Genomic DNA, 14,264 nt, shown 5'->3' with positions numbered 1-14,264 from the left:
ATCACGAGAGCGGAACCAGGAGGAGGAATAGTCCCCCCGGTTCACAGCGTCCTCGCTGTGTTTTTTCAAAGGAACCTCGCCTCGGACCGTGATGGCCCGGAGACGGGGTTATCAACATATCTGGCGTTGACTTTTGGCACGCTGTTGAGTTCTCAAGGAACGGACGCTTCCTTTGTTCCCTTTCGGGCCCTCCGGGCGCTTCCCTTCGTTGTTTCCAACCTTACCAGACTCTTTTTCGTTCCGTTTCCGGTCCGAATTCGATTCCGGCCCCCTGTTGGAGCGGGGTTTTTCGCGCCTTCCGGCGTGTCCACTACTTTAGCGGATTTCCCTGGCGGCTCATAATCGAGCCATTCGGATCTGATTCCGGCATGCCGAAATCGTCCCCGCTGGGAGATCGTGCTGAGTGGTTTGCCGCCGGTGCGGCTCGAGTGGCTGCTCCGGAACCGTATCGGCTCCGTGGCAACCCGAAGGACTATACGGACCGCGCCGGTGCGCGTCAACCTGCCTCGTCGAGGTCGGCCAGGCGGCCGTCGGCGTCGGGCTGGGCGTCCTCCACGCGCCGCAGGAGGCGGGTCAGCACATCCCCCAACTGCACCCGTTCCTCCGGTGAGAGGTCCTGGAGCAGGTCCTCCTCGAAGACCGACGCCAGCCGCATCGCCTCGAGCCACTTCTCCCGGCCCTCGTCGGTGAGCTCCACGATCACCCGGACGCGGTTGTTCTCGTCGCGTTCGCGGGTGACGAGACCTTCGCTCGCCATCCGGTCGACCCGGTGGGTCATCGCGGCGGGGGTGAGCCCCAGCCGTTTGGCCAGGTCCCCCGGCCCCATGCGGTACGGAACGCCGGCCAGGACGAGGGCCTTGAGGACCTCCCACTCGGCGTTGCTGATCCCGAGCGTGGCGGTCTGGCGTCCGTACGCGACGTTCATACGCCGGTTGAGCCGCTGGAGCGCCGAGACGACCTGCTCGACCTGGGGGTCGAGGTCGCGGAACTCGCGCTGGTAGGCCGCGATCTGCTCATCGAGGCTCGGCTCCCGGTGCGACGCGGGCGGGGCGGGGGTGTCAGCCATGCCCGGGAGTATGGCACGCAACTCATTGGCCTTGAAGTCCTTCTCTGTGTACTCTTTAGCTTCGAACTTTACAGTTGAAGTCTTCAGACCTCGACTGTCCACCCTCTCTCGACCTAGGTAGGTGAGTGTGACCACCGCGATGGGCGCAGCTCTGCGCCGGATCCAGCTGGGCAACGCGCTGAGCGCGTTCGGCAACGGCTTCACTGTTCCGTTCCTCTTCGTCTATGTGGCGCAGGTCCGGAATCTCGGCGCGAGCACTGCCGGTGTGGTGCTCGCGGCGTTCGCCGTCGCCGCACTGGTCGTGCTGCCGTTCACCGGTCGGGTCATCGACCGGCGGGGTCCGTTGCCGGTTGCCATCGCGGGGTCGGTCGCCGCGGCCGTCGGGTCACTGGCGCTCGGGCTGGCGGAGCGCGAGCCGCTCGTCATCGGTGCTGCGGGGCTGCTGGGCGCCGGCATCGCTGTGATCCAGCCGGCGCTGGCCACCATGATCGTTTGGTGCTCCACTCCGGTCACCCGGTCCCGCGCGTTCGCGGGGCAGTTCTTCCTCAGCAACCTGGGCCTCGGCGTCGGCGGCCTGCTGGGCGGGCTCATCGTCGACACCTCGCGGCCGTCGAGCTTCGTGACGCTGTTCTCGATCGAGGCCGTGATGTTCCTGGTGCTGGCGGTGACGGCGGCGACCGTTCGGCTGCCGCAGGTGCCCCGGGTCGACGACGCGGTGCCGACGGACGACCGGGCGAACGGCGGCTGGCGGGCCCTGCTCGGCGACCGGGCCATGGTCCAGCTGTGCGTGCTGGGCTTCGTGATGTTCTTCGCCTGCTACGGGCAGTTCGAGTCGGGGCTTGCGGCCTTCGCCGTGGAGGCCGCCCGGATCTCGCCCTCCACGCTGGGGATCGCGCTGGCCGCCAACACGGCCGTCATCGTGCTGGCCCAGTTCGGTGTGCTGAAGCTGGTGGAGCGGCACCGGCGGAGCCGGGTGGTCGCGCTGGTGGGGCTGATCTGGACGCTGGCGTGGGTGGCGGCCGGGGTGTCCGGTCTGGTGCACGGCAGCCAGGCGATCGCGACCGGCGCGCTGATCTCCACCTACGCGCTCTTCGGGCTGGGCGAGTCGATGCTCTCCCCGACCGTGGCGCCGCTGGTGGCCGACCTCGCGCCGAGTTCGCTGGTGGGGCAGTACAACTCGGCCTTCGCCCTGGTGAAGCAGCTTGCCCTGGCGGTCGGCCCCGCGGCGGGCGGGCTCATCGCCGGTGCGGGCATGTACACCGAGTACATCGTGCTGCTGCTGGGGTGCTCGCTGGGCATCACGGTGCTCGCCCTGCGGCTCGGGCGGCGGCTGACCCCGGCTCAGGACCGTCCGCACCGCACCGCGGCACCGGCCGAGGCCGCCGGCCCGGTGGTGATACCGGCGCAGCGGGCCGAGTCCGTACCGGCCGAGCCGGTGGCAGCCCAGGTGACGGCGGGCGTCTGACGGCAGGGGTCTGACGGCAGGGGCTCGGGCGGCCGGCTGCGGGAGTCCCTTCCGCAGGGCCGCCCTGATCCGCGCGCCTCAACCGCCCCCGGTGGGAGCAGCGATGTGCTGCTGCCGCCGGGGGCGGTTCCGTTGTTCCATGTTCTGCGGCCCGGTAGACCGGACGGCACCCCAGGAAGTTCGAGGAAGGGGCCACGGCCGGGGAGGGGCTCCCGGTCGGAATCCGTTCGGGGGCTCCGTTCCCTCCGGTTCCGTCCCCCGTTCCGTTCGGGAGGGGACGCGGTCCGTCACGTCAGGGGTGCGTGCCGGACCGGCCCGGAGAGGCGGCTGAACAGCCGGGCCGGGGCGCGGTCCGTTCCCCGCGGGGTTGCCGGTGGTGGGCCCCGGGTGTCATGCGGCGGGGAGGGCGAATTCGCACCAGACCGACTTGCCGCCGCCGGGAGTCCGGCGGCAGCCCCAGGAGGAGGCGATCGTCGCGATGATCGAGATGCCGCGGCCCGCCTCGTCCACCGGTTCCGCGGTGCGGCGCCGCGGCAGGTGGTCGTCGCCGTCGGTGACCTCGATGATCAGGCGCCGGTCCGTGCGCCGCAGGCGCAGCCGCATGGGCGGAATCCCGTGCTGGAGGGAGTTGGCGACCAGCTCGCTGGCGGCCAGTACGCCCAGGTCCCGCAGCTCCACCGGGAAGCGCCAGCTCGCCAGGACACCGGACGCGAAGGCGCGGGCTCGCGGCGCGGCCTCGACTCCGCCGAGGAGTTCGAGCGCGGCGTTGTGGAAGAGCTCCGCGTCGTGACCGCTGCGGGTGGGGTGCTGGAGGACGAGTACGGCGACGTCGTCGTCGTGGTCCGCGGTGACGCCCAGGGCACGGATGAGGCGGTCGCAGACGACCTGGGGTGAGCCCGTGGCGCCGGCGAGCGCCTGCTGGAGGGCGTCGACGCCTTCGTCGATGTCCTTGTCCCGGCGCTCCACCAGGCCGTCGGTGTAGAGGACGGCGGTGGCGCCCGGCCCGAGGGCCATGGATCCGGAGGCGTGCAGGTAGCCGCCGGTGCCCAGGGGCGGTCCGGTGGGTTCGGCGGCGCGGCGGACCGTGCCGTCCGCGTCGCGGACGATGATCGGCAGATGCCCCGCGGAGGCGTAGACGAGCCGCCCCTCGTTGGGGTCGTGGACGGCGTAGACGCAGGTGGCGATCTGCTGGGGGTCGATTTCGGCGGCCAGGCCGTCGAGGAGCTGGAGCACCTCGTGCGGAGGGAGGTCCAGCCGGGCGTAGGCGCGCACCGCGGTGCGGAGCTGGCCCATGACGGCGGCGGCGCGTACGCCCCGGCCCATCACGTCCCCGATGACCAGGGCGGTGCGGCCGCCGCCGAGGGTGATGACGTCGTACCAGTCGCCGCCGACCGCGGCATCCGTGCCGCCGGGCTGATAGGTGACGGCGACCCGCAGGTCGTCGGGCTGCTCCAGCTCCTGCGGGAGGAGGCTGCGCTGGAGGGTGACCGCGGCCTCGCGCTGGCGCCGTTCGCTGGCGCGCAGCCGCTCGGCCGCCTCCACCTGGTCGGTGACGTCGGCGGCGAAGACCAGGACGCCGCGGTGGGGCTCCGGGACGGCGGTGGGGTCGAGGACGGCTGCGTCGTCGGCGGAGGTCCGCGGGGACGCCGCCTCCGGGGGCTCGGTGGACGCGGGTACGCCGGACGCGGGTGCGGTTGAGGCGGGTGCGTCGTGCGGCGCTGCGGGCTCGGGGGCCGCGCCGTCCGGAGAGCCGGTGGCCGTCCCGCCCGGCGCCGGCTCGGCCGGCCCGTCGGCGAGGGGCGCGGCGGGGATGTCGATCGGGCTGCAGGTGAAGGTGAAGTAGCCGTCCCGGGCCGCGCCGCCGTCGGGTGCCACCCGGGCGCCCGGGACGCGGCGGGACTTGACGGTGCGGGGCTTGCCACTGCGCAGCACCTGGTCCATCAGGGCGAGCAGGCCGAGTTCGGCGAGCTCGGGCAGTTCCGTCCGGGCGGGCTCGCCGGCCGCGCGCGGGCCGAAGACCGCGGCGTAGGCGTCGTTGACGTATGCGATGCGGTGGTCGGGCCCGTACACCACGGCGACCAGGCCGGGGACCTGCCCGAGGACCTCGCGCACGGACAGCCCGTCCACCGTCGGACGTTCCGCCCCGGGCGCGGCGGCGGTCGGGAGGGGGCGCGCCACGTCCGACGCGAGCCCCTGGTGCTCACCGCGCGCCGCGGGAACGGCGCCGCCGGTACCCGCGGCCGTCGACGGCTGCGCGGGGCGCGCGCCGCGGTCGGTCCGCGAGGCGGCGCGTCGCTGTGTTCCGGGGAGCCGGGCGCTCCAGCGCGTGAAGTTCACTGAGCTTTGCCTCGTGATGTCGCTTCGGGTCAGCCGGGCCGGCCGGACGTACCACTGCACTCTTTGTAGATGTGAGCCCACCCATGGTCACACGTCCAGTGTGGCCGAGGGCACTGACATACCTCAGACGCGGCCCGCTCCCGAGGAGTTCCGTTCCGGGCTCAGCCGGTCATGTCGTCTCGTTGTGACGGCCGGTACCGGCAGCGAGTTCGAATTCGCCCCGGGGGTTCTCCAGCGAGCCCAGGGAAACGATTTCCCTCTTGAACAGCCCGGAGAGGGTCCATTCGGCGAGCACCCGGGCCTTGCGGTTGAACGTCGGGATGCGGCTGAGGTGATACACGCGGTGCATGAACCAGGCCGGGTAGCCCTTCAGCTTCCGGCCGTACACGTGGGCGACGCCCTTGTGGAGGCCGAGGGAGGCCACGGACCCGACGTACTTGTGCTCGTACTCCCGGACCGGCTCACCGCGCAAGGACGCAAGGAGGTTCTCGGCCAGAACCTTCGCCTGGCGGAGGGCGTGCTGGGCATTGGGCGCACAGAGCGCGCCGGACTCGTCGGACGTGACGTCCGGGACCGCCGCGGCGTCTCCCGCCGCCCAGACGTGCTCGACCCCGTCGACCCGCAGCGCGGCGGTGCACTTGAGGCGGCCGCGGCCGTTCAGCGGGAGGCCGGTGGTGGCGAGGACGGGGTGCGGCTTGACGCCGGCGGTCCAGACGAGGGTGCGGGTCGGGAAGCGGGAGCCGTCGCTCAGCACCGCCACCCGGTCCTCGCAGCTCTCGAGGCGGGTCTCCATCCGGACGTCGATACCCCGGCGGCGCAGCTCCCGGACGGTGTACCGGCCCATCTCCGCGCCGACTTCGGGAAGGATCCGGTCGGTCGCCTCGACGAGGATCCACTTCATGTCCTCGGGGGAGACGTTGTGGTAGTACCGCGCGGCGTAGCGGGCCATGTCCTCCAGCTCCGCCAGCGCCTCCACACCGGCGTAGCCACCGCCGACGCAGACGAAGGTCAGCGCCGCGTCGCGCACTTCGGGGTCGCGGGTGGAGGAGGCGATGTCGAGCTGTTCGAGGACGTGATTGCGCAGGCCGATGGCCTCTTCGACGGTTTTGAAGCCGATGCCGTACTCGGCGAGGCCGGGGATCGGGAGGGTGCGGGAGACCGACCCGGGCGCGAGGACGAGCTCGTCGTACTCGAGCTCGACGGCGCCGGTGCCCTCCTCGTCGGTGGCCAGGGTGGTGATGGTCGCGGTGCGCTTGGCGTGGTCGATGGACCGCGCCTCGCCGATCACGACCTGGCAGTCGCCGAGGACCCGGCGGAGGGGGACGACCACGTGGCGCGGGGAGATGGAACCGGCCGCGGCTTCCGGGAGGAAGGGCTGGTAGGTCATGTAGGGCTCGGGGTCGAGCACGACGATCCGGGCCTCGTCGCGTTTGAGCTTCCGCTGGAGGTGCAGCGCGGTGTACATCCCGACGTAGCCACCGCCGACAACGAGAATGCGCGCCGGTTCCTTCACAGAGGGTCTCCTCGCGACGTTGCTCAAGCCCCTGGTGCCCGCGCCAGGGCGCGGGGCCCCGCGGAGCGCTGACCCCTGCCGTGTACCCCGTGAAGACACAGCACTCTCCCATGAGGCACCTCCGGCCGGTGTTTGTCCACAGGCCCGTCGAAATGTGTGACCGGAGGAAGCGGTGGGACCGGAGCGGGAGATTCCGGCCGCGGCGGACCAGCGGTGCAGGTCAGATGGGGTGAGCGGGGTGGCACAGGCGTGGCGAATCAGGACGGATCGGGCCGGTGCGCCGAACGGGGTGAGGGCTGCCCGGAACTGCCCTCTTCATTCTTGACCTGGGCTCAACTATGTTCGTACTTCGTCGGGGTGCCAGACCGCCCCCGGCAGTCAGGGCGGGGAGTCTCCGGGGGGAGACATCATTACCGGGGGAACGGTTATGCACATTCAGGGCACTACTCATTGGCCGGCCGCTGTCGCTTCCGACGGCGGAGGACCTACGGCCACGACGGATGCCACCACCGCCACGGGCAGCGGCCCGGGCGCACGGTCCGCGCCACTGCGCGTGGACGCACAGCGCAACCTGGAGCACGTCCTGCGCGCCGCCCGCGAGGTCTTCGGCGAGCTGGGCTACGGGGCTCCGATGGAAGACGTGGCGCGCCGGGCGCGCGTCGGCGTGGGGACCGTGTACCGGCGGTTCCCGAGCAAGGACGTGCTGGTCCGGCGAATAGCCGAAGAGGAGACCGCCAGGCTGACCGAGCAGGCGCGGACCGCTCTGGGCCAGGAGGACGAGCCGTGGTCGGCGCTCTCCCGGTTCCTGCGGACCTCCGTGGCCTCGGGCGCGGGCCGGCTGCTGCCGCCGCAGGTGCTGCGGGTGCAGACGGACGAGGCGGAGCCGGCCGACGCGAAGAGCGCCGAGGTGCGGGCCGCCGAGGCGGCCGGTGCGCGCGTTCCGCAGCAGCGTCAGGCGGAGCAGGGGCTGCGCCTGGTGGAGCAGCCCGCCAGGGCGGCGGCCGGCGAGCCGGACAAGGACGCCGGGGCAGCGACACTGCTCGAGGTCGTGGGGCGGCTCGTGGAGCGGGCCCGCGCGGCGGGTGAGCTGCGCACGGACGTGACGGTCGCCGATGTCCTGCTGGTGATCGCCACCGCGGCCCCGTCCCTGCCGGACGCGGCCCAGCAGCAGGCGGCGTCGGCCCGGCTGCTGGACATCCTGCTGGAGGGCCTGCGGTCGCGCCCGACGGTGTGAGACGAGCGGTCGACGGCGTCAGGGGCAGGTCGGGTCCGCCCGCCGGCCCCTGACGGCCACCGGCCCGGAAGTGTCCGGGCCGGTGGTGCGCCGGGCCGGCCCATGCCCCTCGGCCCGCCTCAGTCGAGGAGTCCGCGAAGGGCCCCGACAACACCCGAACGGGTGACTGCCGCGTCATGCGCGTGAAGGCGCCCCGAACGGGTGGTTGGGGGCGCAAGCCCGGTGCAACGGGGCTCGGTTGTGGGACGCTGACGCGGAATATTGGGGCATGTCGGCGTGTACAGGGGCTTCCGGGATGGGTGCTGACGGGCGGGACGAAAAGCACGGTCACGGCGAGCCGGACACCGGGCAGGCCGCACGGCAGCCGGAGTTGTTGCGGGCCCCGCAGGTTCCGGAGCAGAACACTTGCCCGGACGCGCCCTCCGCCGATGTCCCGAGCCCCGGCACGCATCCGCATCCGCATCCGAGCGTCCCGCAGCAGCGCAGCGGCTTCTCCGAGCTGGACACCGACACCCCTGCCGGGCGGTCCGACGACGGTGCCGGGCCGGGTGACCACGGGCCCGCGGCGCGGGTGCGGGGCGCTGGTGCGGGGCCGCAGGGTGCTCAGGGTGACGAGCGTGGCCCTGGCGGTGCCCGTGGCGTCGGCGGTGCCCGTGGCCCTCGCGGTGCCCGTGGCGCCGATGGCGCTGGAAGCGCGGGTGGGGCTGGCGGTCCGGCGGACTCCGGTGACGGTGCCGGGACTGCGGCTCCGGTGAACGGCGCGCCCGGCGAGGTGTCACGAGGCGGCCGGACCGGGAGTGGCGCAAGTGTCGACGGCGAGAACAAGCCAATTCGCAGCGCCGGCGACAGCACCCCGAATCGACGTGAAGCGGGCTTTGGGGCAGGTACCGGAACAGGCCCCCGCACAGGCACCGCCACCGGCGCGGGCAGAGCAAGCGGTAGGCGCCCCAGGCCGAGCCGGGGCACCACGGTCGGCACGGGGCTCGGCGCGGGGACGGGATCGGGGTCGGCGTCGGGATCGGGGTCGGGGGCGGGGTCTCCGTCCGCGTCGGATTCGGGGCCGGATTCGGGGCCGGGTTCGGGTTCGGGGCCAGGTTCGAGGCCAGGTTCGGGGCCAGGTTCGGGGACGGGTTCGGGGACGGGTTCGGGATCTGCTGTCGGCGCAGCGGGAGGACCCGGGCCTGGCGAGCGCACGAAGGAAGTACCCGCGGCTGTCGGGGGCGTGGAGGAAGGGGCCGGGCCCTCCTGGGTCGTCAAGGCCGACGGCGTCGCGGGGACCGGTGAGGCCGGGGACGGCGATGGCGGCAGGTCCGGCGGCAGCGCGGGGAACGTCGGCAAGGCCGGGCTCGGTCAAGAGCCGAGGACCGGCGCCATGGCGGAAGGGCGCGGCGGGAGCCCGGCCGGTTCAGGTGAATCGGTGGCTTCCGACGCCGAGTTGATCACCCGGGTACGGGGCGGGGACACCGGAGCGTACGAAGAGCTGTACCGCCGGCATGCGGGAGCCGTGCGGCGCTACGCCGCGCACTGCTGCCGCGATCTGCACACGGCGGAGGATCTGACCGGCGAGGTGTTCACCCGCACGTTGCAGGCGGTGCGTCGCGGGTCGGGCCCGGACTCCGCAGTGCGTGCCTATCTGCTGACCACGGTCCGCCGGGTGGCTGCGGCATGGACGCGAACGGCGAAGAGGGAGCAACTCGTCGAGGACTTCGCGGTGTTCGCGGCATCGGCGGCACGTTCCCCGGCGTCCGAGGAGACCGCGCCCTACGGAGCGGGGCCGTTCTGGGCCGCGCCGTCCGGTACCGAGAACCCGGGCGCGGATGTGCAGGCCATGCACCAGGCCGAGCGGTCGCTCGCCGTCCAGGCGTTCCGCAGTCTGCCGGAGCGCTGGCAGACCGTGCTGTGGCACACGACCGTCGAAGACGAGTCCCCCAGGGATGTGGCACCGCTGCTGGGGCTGACCGCGAACGCCACCGCGGTGCTGGCGCACCGTGCTCGCGAAGGACTCAAGCAGGCGTATCTGCAAGCCCATGTGAACACTTCGCTGGCCTCGGGCGGCAGTTGTTCCCGGTATGCCGACCAGCTGGGTGCGTATGTCCGCGGGAGTCTGCGCTCCCGGGCCGAGCGGGGGCTGCGGAAGCATCTGGACACCTGCGCGAACTGCCGTATGGCCGCGCTGGAGGTCAACGACGTCAATGAGCGGCTGCGGGCAGTCCTGCCGGTGGCGGTCATCGGCTGGTTCGCGGCCGGCTACGCGCTCAAGGCAGCGGGGCTCACGGCCGGGGCGGGCGCCGCGGCCGGGGCCGCAGCAGGGGCAGGCGCTGCGGGTGCGGGTGCGGGTTCGGGTTCCGGGGCGGGGAGCGCGAGCGCAGGCGCGGGCGCCGGCTCCGGAGCAGGCACCGCGAGCGCAGGCGCGAGTACCGGTGCCGGAAACGCAGGCGCGAGTACTGGTGCCGGAGTGGCGTCGGCCGGAGCCGGCGCGGCCGCCTCGGGCACGGCCGCCTCGGCCACGACGGTTGGGACAACGCCCGGGGCCGGAAGCGCCGTCGGGGCCGGCGGAGCACTCGAGGCCGGCGGAGCGGTCGGGGCCGAGGCGACAGCCGGTGTCGGGACAGCGGGTTCGGGCGTCGGCAGTGGCGCAGTCGGCGGTGGAACCGGCGCAGGTGGAGCCGGCACAGGTGGAGCCGGCACAGGTGGAGTCGGCACAGGTGGAGTCGGCGCGGGCGGCACGGCTGCGGGCGGTGCCGGCGCAGGGGGCACCGAGGCGGCAACCGGCACCGGGGCCGGAGCGGGAGCGGAGGCCGGGGCCGGAGCGGGAGCGGAGGCCGGGGCCGGGGCGGGCACTGGATCGGCGGGTTCCGGTGGTGGTGTTTCCGTCTTCGGGGGGCTCTCCCTCCCGGTGAAGGCGGGCATCGCGGCGGGAGCGGTCATGACCGCCATGGCCACGGTGTACGTCCTGGCAGGCGGCCATGACGGGCAGCGGAACGAATCGCCGCGAGCGATGCAGTCGGCCGGTCCCCACGCACCGCATCGCCCCGGAGCCGAACCCGGTGGCCCGCCGGGGACGTTGCACAGCCCCGGTCCCACCCCCAGGGCCGCTCCCCCGACGGCACCGTCCCCGGGGGCGGCGCCATCGGGAGGAGCACCGTCGGGAGCAGCAGCGTCAGGACCGGATCAGTCGGGACCGGATCAGTCGGGGGCGGCGCCGTCGGGGGCGGCGCCGTCGGTGGGCTCGTCCACCGGGGCGGAGCCGTCGGCCGCTTCCGGCGGCACGGGAGGGTCCGCAGATCCGGAGGGCCCGCCCGTGGCCTCCGGTACGGCCACCGGTCCCGGAGCTCAGCACGCGCCTCCCGGGCAGGGGTCCGCGGGCGCCCCGACCGGTTCGGCCGCCCCGCCCGGCCGCTCCTACCTCCTCGATCAACTGACCGTCGAGGTGCGCGGACAGGCGACGGCCCCCAGGGTGCGCCTCGGTGCGAGCAGCTGGCTGTGGCGGCGCAGGGGCGTGTCCATCGGTGGTACGCGCTACTCGCACGGCGCGACCGTCCAGGCGAAGTCGTCCGTGACCGTCGATCTTCAGCGGCGCTGCGTGGCCTTCGACGCGTTCGTCGGGGTGGACGACATGGGGCTGGGGAACGGCACGGTGCGGTTCGCCGTCCGGGGTGACGGCGCGCTTCTGTGGCGGTCGGGTGTGCTGCGGAGCGGCGATGCGGCTGTTCCGGTGCACGTGAACCTCTCCGGGGTCGGAACGGTCCGCCTCGTCGTCGAACCGGCTTCGCTGCTGGGCTCGCCGGCGCCCGCCGACTGGGCTCAGGCGCGCCTCACCTGCCGTTAGCGGCCCCGCAGGTGGCGGCAAGCGGGGGCCCAAGCGGCAAGCGGCCTCCGGCCCTCACAGCGCCCGGCGGGGCACCACGCCTCCCGCGACCGCCCGTTGCCGTGGTGCGTCCGCGCCCGTCCAGCAGGTGCCCCGTCGTTGCAGCAGCCGTCGGAGCCACAGCTCCGTCGAGACCAGCTCCGCGAGGCCGTCCAGCGGCAGCGGTTCTCCCCCGGCGGCGGCCCGCAACGCCCGGCGGACGACCCGGGCTTCGACCAGCCCCGCATCCGCCAGCAGGGGAGCGTCGAAGAGGGCGAGGAGATCGCTCATCGCGGTCCGCAGCCCCGTGCGGGCCGCCGCCGCGTGGGAGGCCTGGGAGGGGGCGCCCCAGCCGGCCGGGAGGTCGCGGATTCCGGCCCCCGCCAGTACCGCACGCAACACCGAGGCACGCGCCCCCGGTTGCACGCGCAGCGCTTCGGGGAGCGCGCGGCAGGCCCGTACGACCTGGTTGTCGAGAAAGGGCGTGTGCAGCCGCTGACTGCGCACCTCCGCGGCCTGTTCGAAGACCCGGTGGTCCGTGGCGTACCGGGTGAGTGCCGCCCGGGCCCGCCGCTCACCGGGGCGTTCCAGGGGGCCCGGCCGGACGGCGGCCTCCTGGAGGCGTACCGACACCTCGGCGAGCGCCTCGCCGGTCAGCCAGCGCGCGGCCGGGCCGGGGCGGCACCAGGCCAGGGCCGCCACGGAGGCGTCGACCGCACCGCCCGCGGCGACGGGGCCGGGCGGTCCGACGGGCGCGACCGCGTCCGGGCCGTCCTCGAAGCGCCGGTGCAGCAGCCGCTCGGCGACCTCCCGTACGCCCTCCTGGTACGGCGTCCGGGCCAGCCTGCGGGCGGCCCGGTACACGGTGAAGGGGACGAACAGCGAGTGCGCCGACGGCCCGTCGGCCTTGGCGAGCGCGGCCACCGGCTTCAGCAGCCGGCGGCGCTGCCGGTCCATCAGCAGGTCGGCCAGGCGGGCGGGGTGGGCGTCGAGGACCTGTCGCGCGCCGTGGCCGGTGAGGTGGTCGGCGCTGCCGGCGAGCAGCCTCCGGCGGTGGCGTTCCGCGACGACCAGTGACGGGCCCGGCTCGTCGGTCAGCGGCCCGCTGTCCAGCTCGGTGTACGGCAGGGCCTCCTCGCCCGCGGCGACGACGACATGGTGCAGACGGGGGTTGGCGGCGATGCTGCGCGCCCGTTCGAGCTCGGCCTCGCGCGGCCGCGGCACGCCCGCCGGTCCGCCGCCGCGCTCCGCGGTGAGGTCGTTGAAGGTGACGGCGAGGAGCCGTTCGCCCGCCTCGGTGCCGTGCCCCAGCGGGGTCCCGGGCACGCCCGGCAGGCCCGCGGCGAGCAGGGCGAGCGTCGCGGAGGCGCTGCCGCCGGACAGGTCGGCGCCGATGCCCGGTGCCGGGGCGCCGCGGGCCGCTCTCCGCTCGGCGGGGCCCATGCCGGGCACCGGCCCGGGATCCGGAGCGAGGGTCTCCGGGGCGTGCCGGGGTGCGGCGAGCCGGGCGCGGACGGCGTCCAGGAGCGCGTCCCGTACGGCGTCCACGGCCTGCGCGGGTTCGAGGCGGGGCGCGGCGACGGCGAGGGAGGCGGCCGGCTCGTACCCGGCGATCTCCCGGGCTCCGTCGCGCAGGATCAGGGCGTGGCCGGGCGGCACCCGCCGCACGCCCAGGTAGGGCGTGCCGTCGCCGAGCGCCTCCGGGGCGTCGGGGCAGGCGAGCAGGGCGGCGAGGTGTCCGATGTCGAGCTGGGCCTCGACCAGGTCGGCCAGCGGCAGCGCGGCGGTGGCGTACGCGGTGCCGTCGGCCCAGGGGGTGTGGAAGACGGGACGGGCTCCGGCCAGGTCGCCCGCGATGGTGATCCGGCGGCCGACCTGGGCGACGGCGGTGTAGCTGCCGGGCCAGGCGGTGAGATGGCGGAGGGCACCGCCGCGGGCGGCGACCAGGCCCAGGCGGAGCTCCTCGTCGCTGGCGCCGCAGCAGCCCAGCACGGCGAGGCGGCTGACGGGGCCGTCCTTGCCGTAGGCGAGGGGCGGGGGGTCGGCGCGGACGATGCGGACCTCGTCGGGGCGCCAGTCACCGACCGCCCACAGCGGATCGGGGTCCCCCCAGAGCAGTTGGGCACCGACGGGCTGCAGCGTGCGCCGCTCCTCGGTGACCGGTACCGCGGCGGCACAGCTCCATCCCACCAACCAGCGCATCGCCGCCTCCACAGGCTGTGGACAACCAAGAAGTCGCAGTCATCATGCACAGTAAGCCGACGGTTCCGGCATCGAACACGACAACGCCCTGATCACGATGTGCGGCGCGGAAGGTGCCCAACAGGACTGCAAACGAGCGCGAATGAACGCCGACGGACCGCGCGGCACGGTGCGATGCCCGCCCCGTCGGGACCATGCTGCCACGGTGAACGCCCCGGGGGGCGGCTCCGGAGCACGCGTCGACGGAGGATGTGCGCCCCACCGGTACCGGTGCACGCCGGGGCAACACCCGGCCGCGAAGGCGCCATTCGGCCAAACTGACGGGGCACGCCCGTGCGAGGGGGCACCGGCGCGCGCAGCGGGGAATCGGCGCAGTCCGGGAGGCGGCGACCGCCCCCCGGACCGTTCCACCACCCGCGGGGAATGAGGTGGCGGTGTCCCCCAGCCCACTGGACCCAGCACAGTGGGCCGACCCACGCCCTCATCGAAGCGCTCGCGCAAAAACCGGGCCAGAGCGCACGGCCGGGCGCACGGCCACACATGCCGGGGGCACAACTTCCCCAGGGCGCACTCCTGTACGGACAACAATCTCGCCATCCG

General features: G+C 73.9%; 8 protein-coding genes. 4 read left to right on the top strand and 4 right to left on the bottom strand.

From position 1 onward, the window contains the following. Positions 1 to 496 precede the first annotated feature (496 nt). Entirely contained in the window at positions 497 to 1,066 is a 570-nt protein-coding gene (locus ACFYYR_RS19405; RefSeq protein ID WP_388854450.1) for a MarR family winged helix-turn-helix transcriptional regulator, read from the bottom strand. Between the two features lie 127 nt (positions 1,067 to 1,193). Here ACFYYR_RS19405 and ACFYYR_RS19400 point away from each other — a divergent pair, with 127 nt between their 5' ends. Continuing rightward, entirely contained in the window at positions 1,194 to 2,531 is a 1,338-nt protein-coding gene (locus ACFYYR_RS19400) for an MFS transporter (RefSeq protein WP_388854447.1), read from the top strand. Positions 2,532 to 2,921: 390 nt separating this feature from the next. On the opposite strand, the gene ACFYYR_RS19395 is transcribed toward ACFYYR_RS19400, so the two are convergent. Further along, a complete protein-coding gene (locus ACFYYR_RS19395; protein WP_388854444.1) occupies positions 2,922 to 4,868 on the bottom strand; it encodes a SpoIIE family protein phosphatase in 1,947 nt (648 codons plus the stop codon). A gap of 169 nt (positions 4,869 to 5,037) precedes the next feature. Next, entirely contained in the window at positions 5,038 to 6,381 is a 1,344-nt protein-coding gene (locus tag ACFYYR_RS19390; protein ID WP_388854441.1) for an NAD(P)/FAD-dependent oxidoreductase, read from the bottom strand. Positions 6,382 to 6,808: 427 nt separating this feature from the next. On the opposite strand from ACFYYR_RS19390, the gene ACFYYR_RS19385 reads away from it, so the two are divergent. From ACFYYR_RS19385 to ACFYYR_RS19375, 3 genes are all read left to right on the top strand, one after another. Beyond that, positions 6,809 to 7,615 carry a TetR/AcrR family transcriptional regulator gene (locus ACFYYR_RS19385; RefSeq protein ID WP_388854438.1) on the top strand — a complete coding sequence of 269 codons (807 nt, stop codon included), beginning with the start codon at positions 6,809 to 6,811 and terminating at the stop codon, positions 7,613 to 7,615. 608 nt (positions 7,616 to 8,223) lie between these two features. Next, entirely contained in the window at positions 8,224 to 8,370 is a 147-nt protein-coding gene (locus ACFYYR_RS19380; RefSeq protein WP_388854435.1) for a hypothetical protein, read from the top strand. Between the two features lie 662 nt (positions 8,371 to 9,032). Next, positions 9,033 to 11,444 (top strand): sigma-70 family RNA polymerase sigma factor, encoded by a 2,412-nt coding sequence (locus ACFYYR_RS19375; RefSeq protein WP_388854432.1) that lies wholly within the window; start codon positions 9,033 to 9,035, stop codon positions 11,442 to 11,444. 54 nt (positions 11,445 to 11,498) lie between these two features. Here ACFYYR_RS19375 and ACFYYR_RS19370 read toward each other — a convergent pair whose 3' ends face one another. Beyond that, on the bottom strand, positions 11,499 to 13,664 hold the full coding sequence (locus tag ACFYYR_RS19370; RefSeq protein WP_388854429.1) for an asparagine synthase-related protein: 2,166 nt from the start codon (positions 13,662 to 13,664) through the stop codon (positions 11,499 to 11,501). Positions 13,665 to 14,264 lie beyond the last annotated feature (600 nt).

It is taken from the genome of Streptomyces sp. NPDC001922 (genome assembly GCF_042891165.1).
Lineage (GTDB): Bacteria > Actinomycetota > Actinomycetes > Streptomycetales > Streptomycetaceae > Streptomyces.
Note: the sequence above shows the minus strand (reverse complement) of the source record. Positions and strands in the feature narration are given on the sequence as shown.

Excerpts from the sequence above, each read along its gene's own strand:
- ACFYYR_RS19405 (WP_388854450.1), bottom strand. The coding sequence starts at position 1,066 with ATGGCTGACACCCCCGCCCCGCCCGCGTCGCACCGGGAGCCGAGCCTC.
- ACFYYR_RS19385 (WP_388854438.1), top strand. The coding sequence starts at position 6,809 with ATGCACATTCAGGGCACTACTCATTGGCCGGCCGCTGTCGCTTCCGAC.
- ACFYYR_RS19370 (WP_388854429.1), bottom strand. The coding sequence starts at position 13,664 with ATGCGCTGGTTGGTGGGATGGAGCTGTGCCGCCGCGGTACCGGTCACC.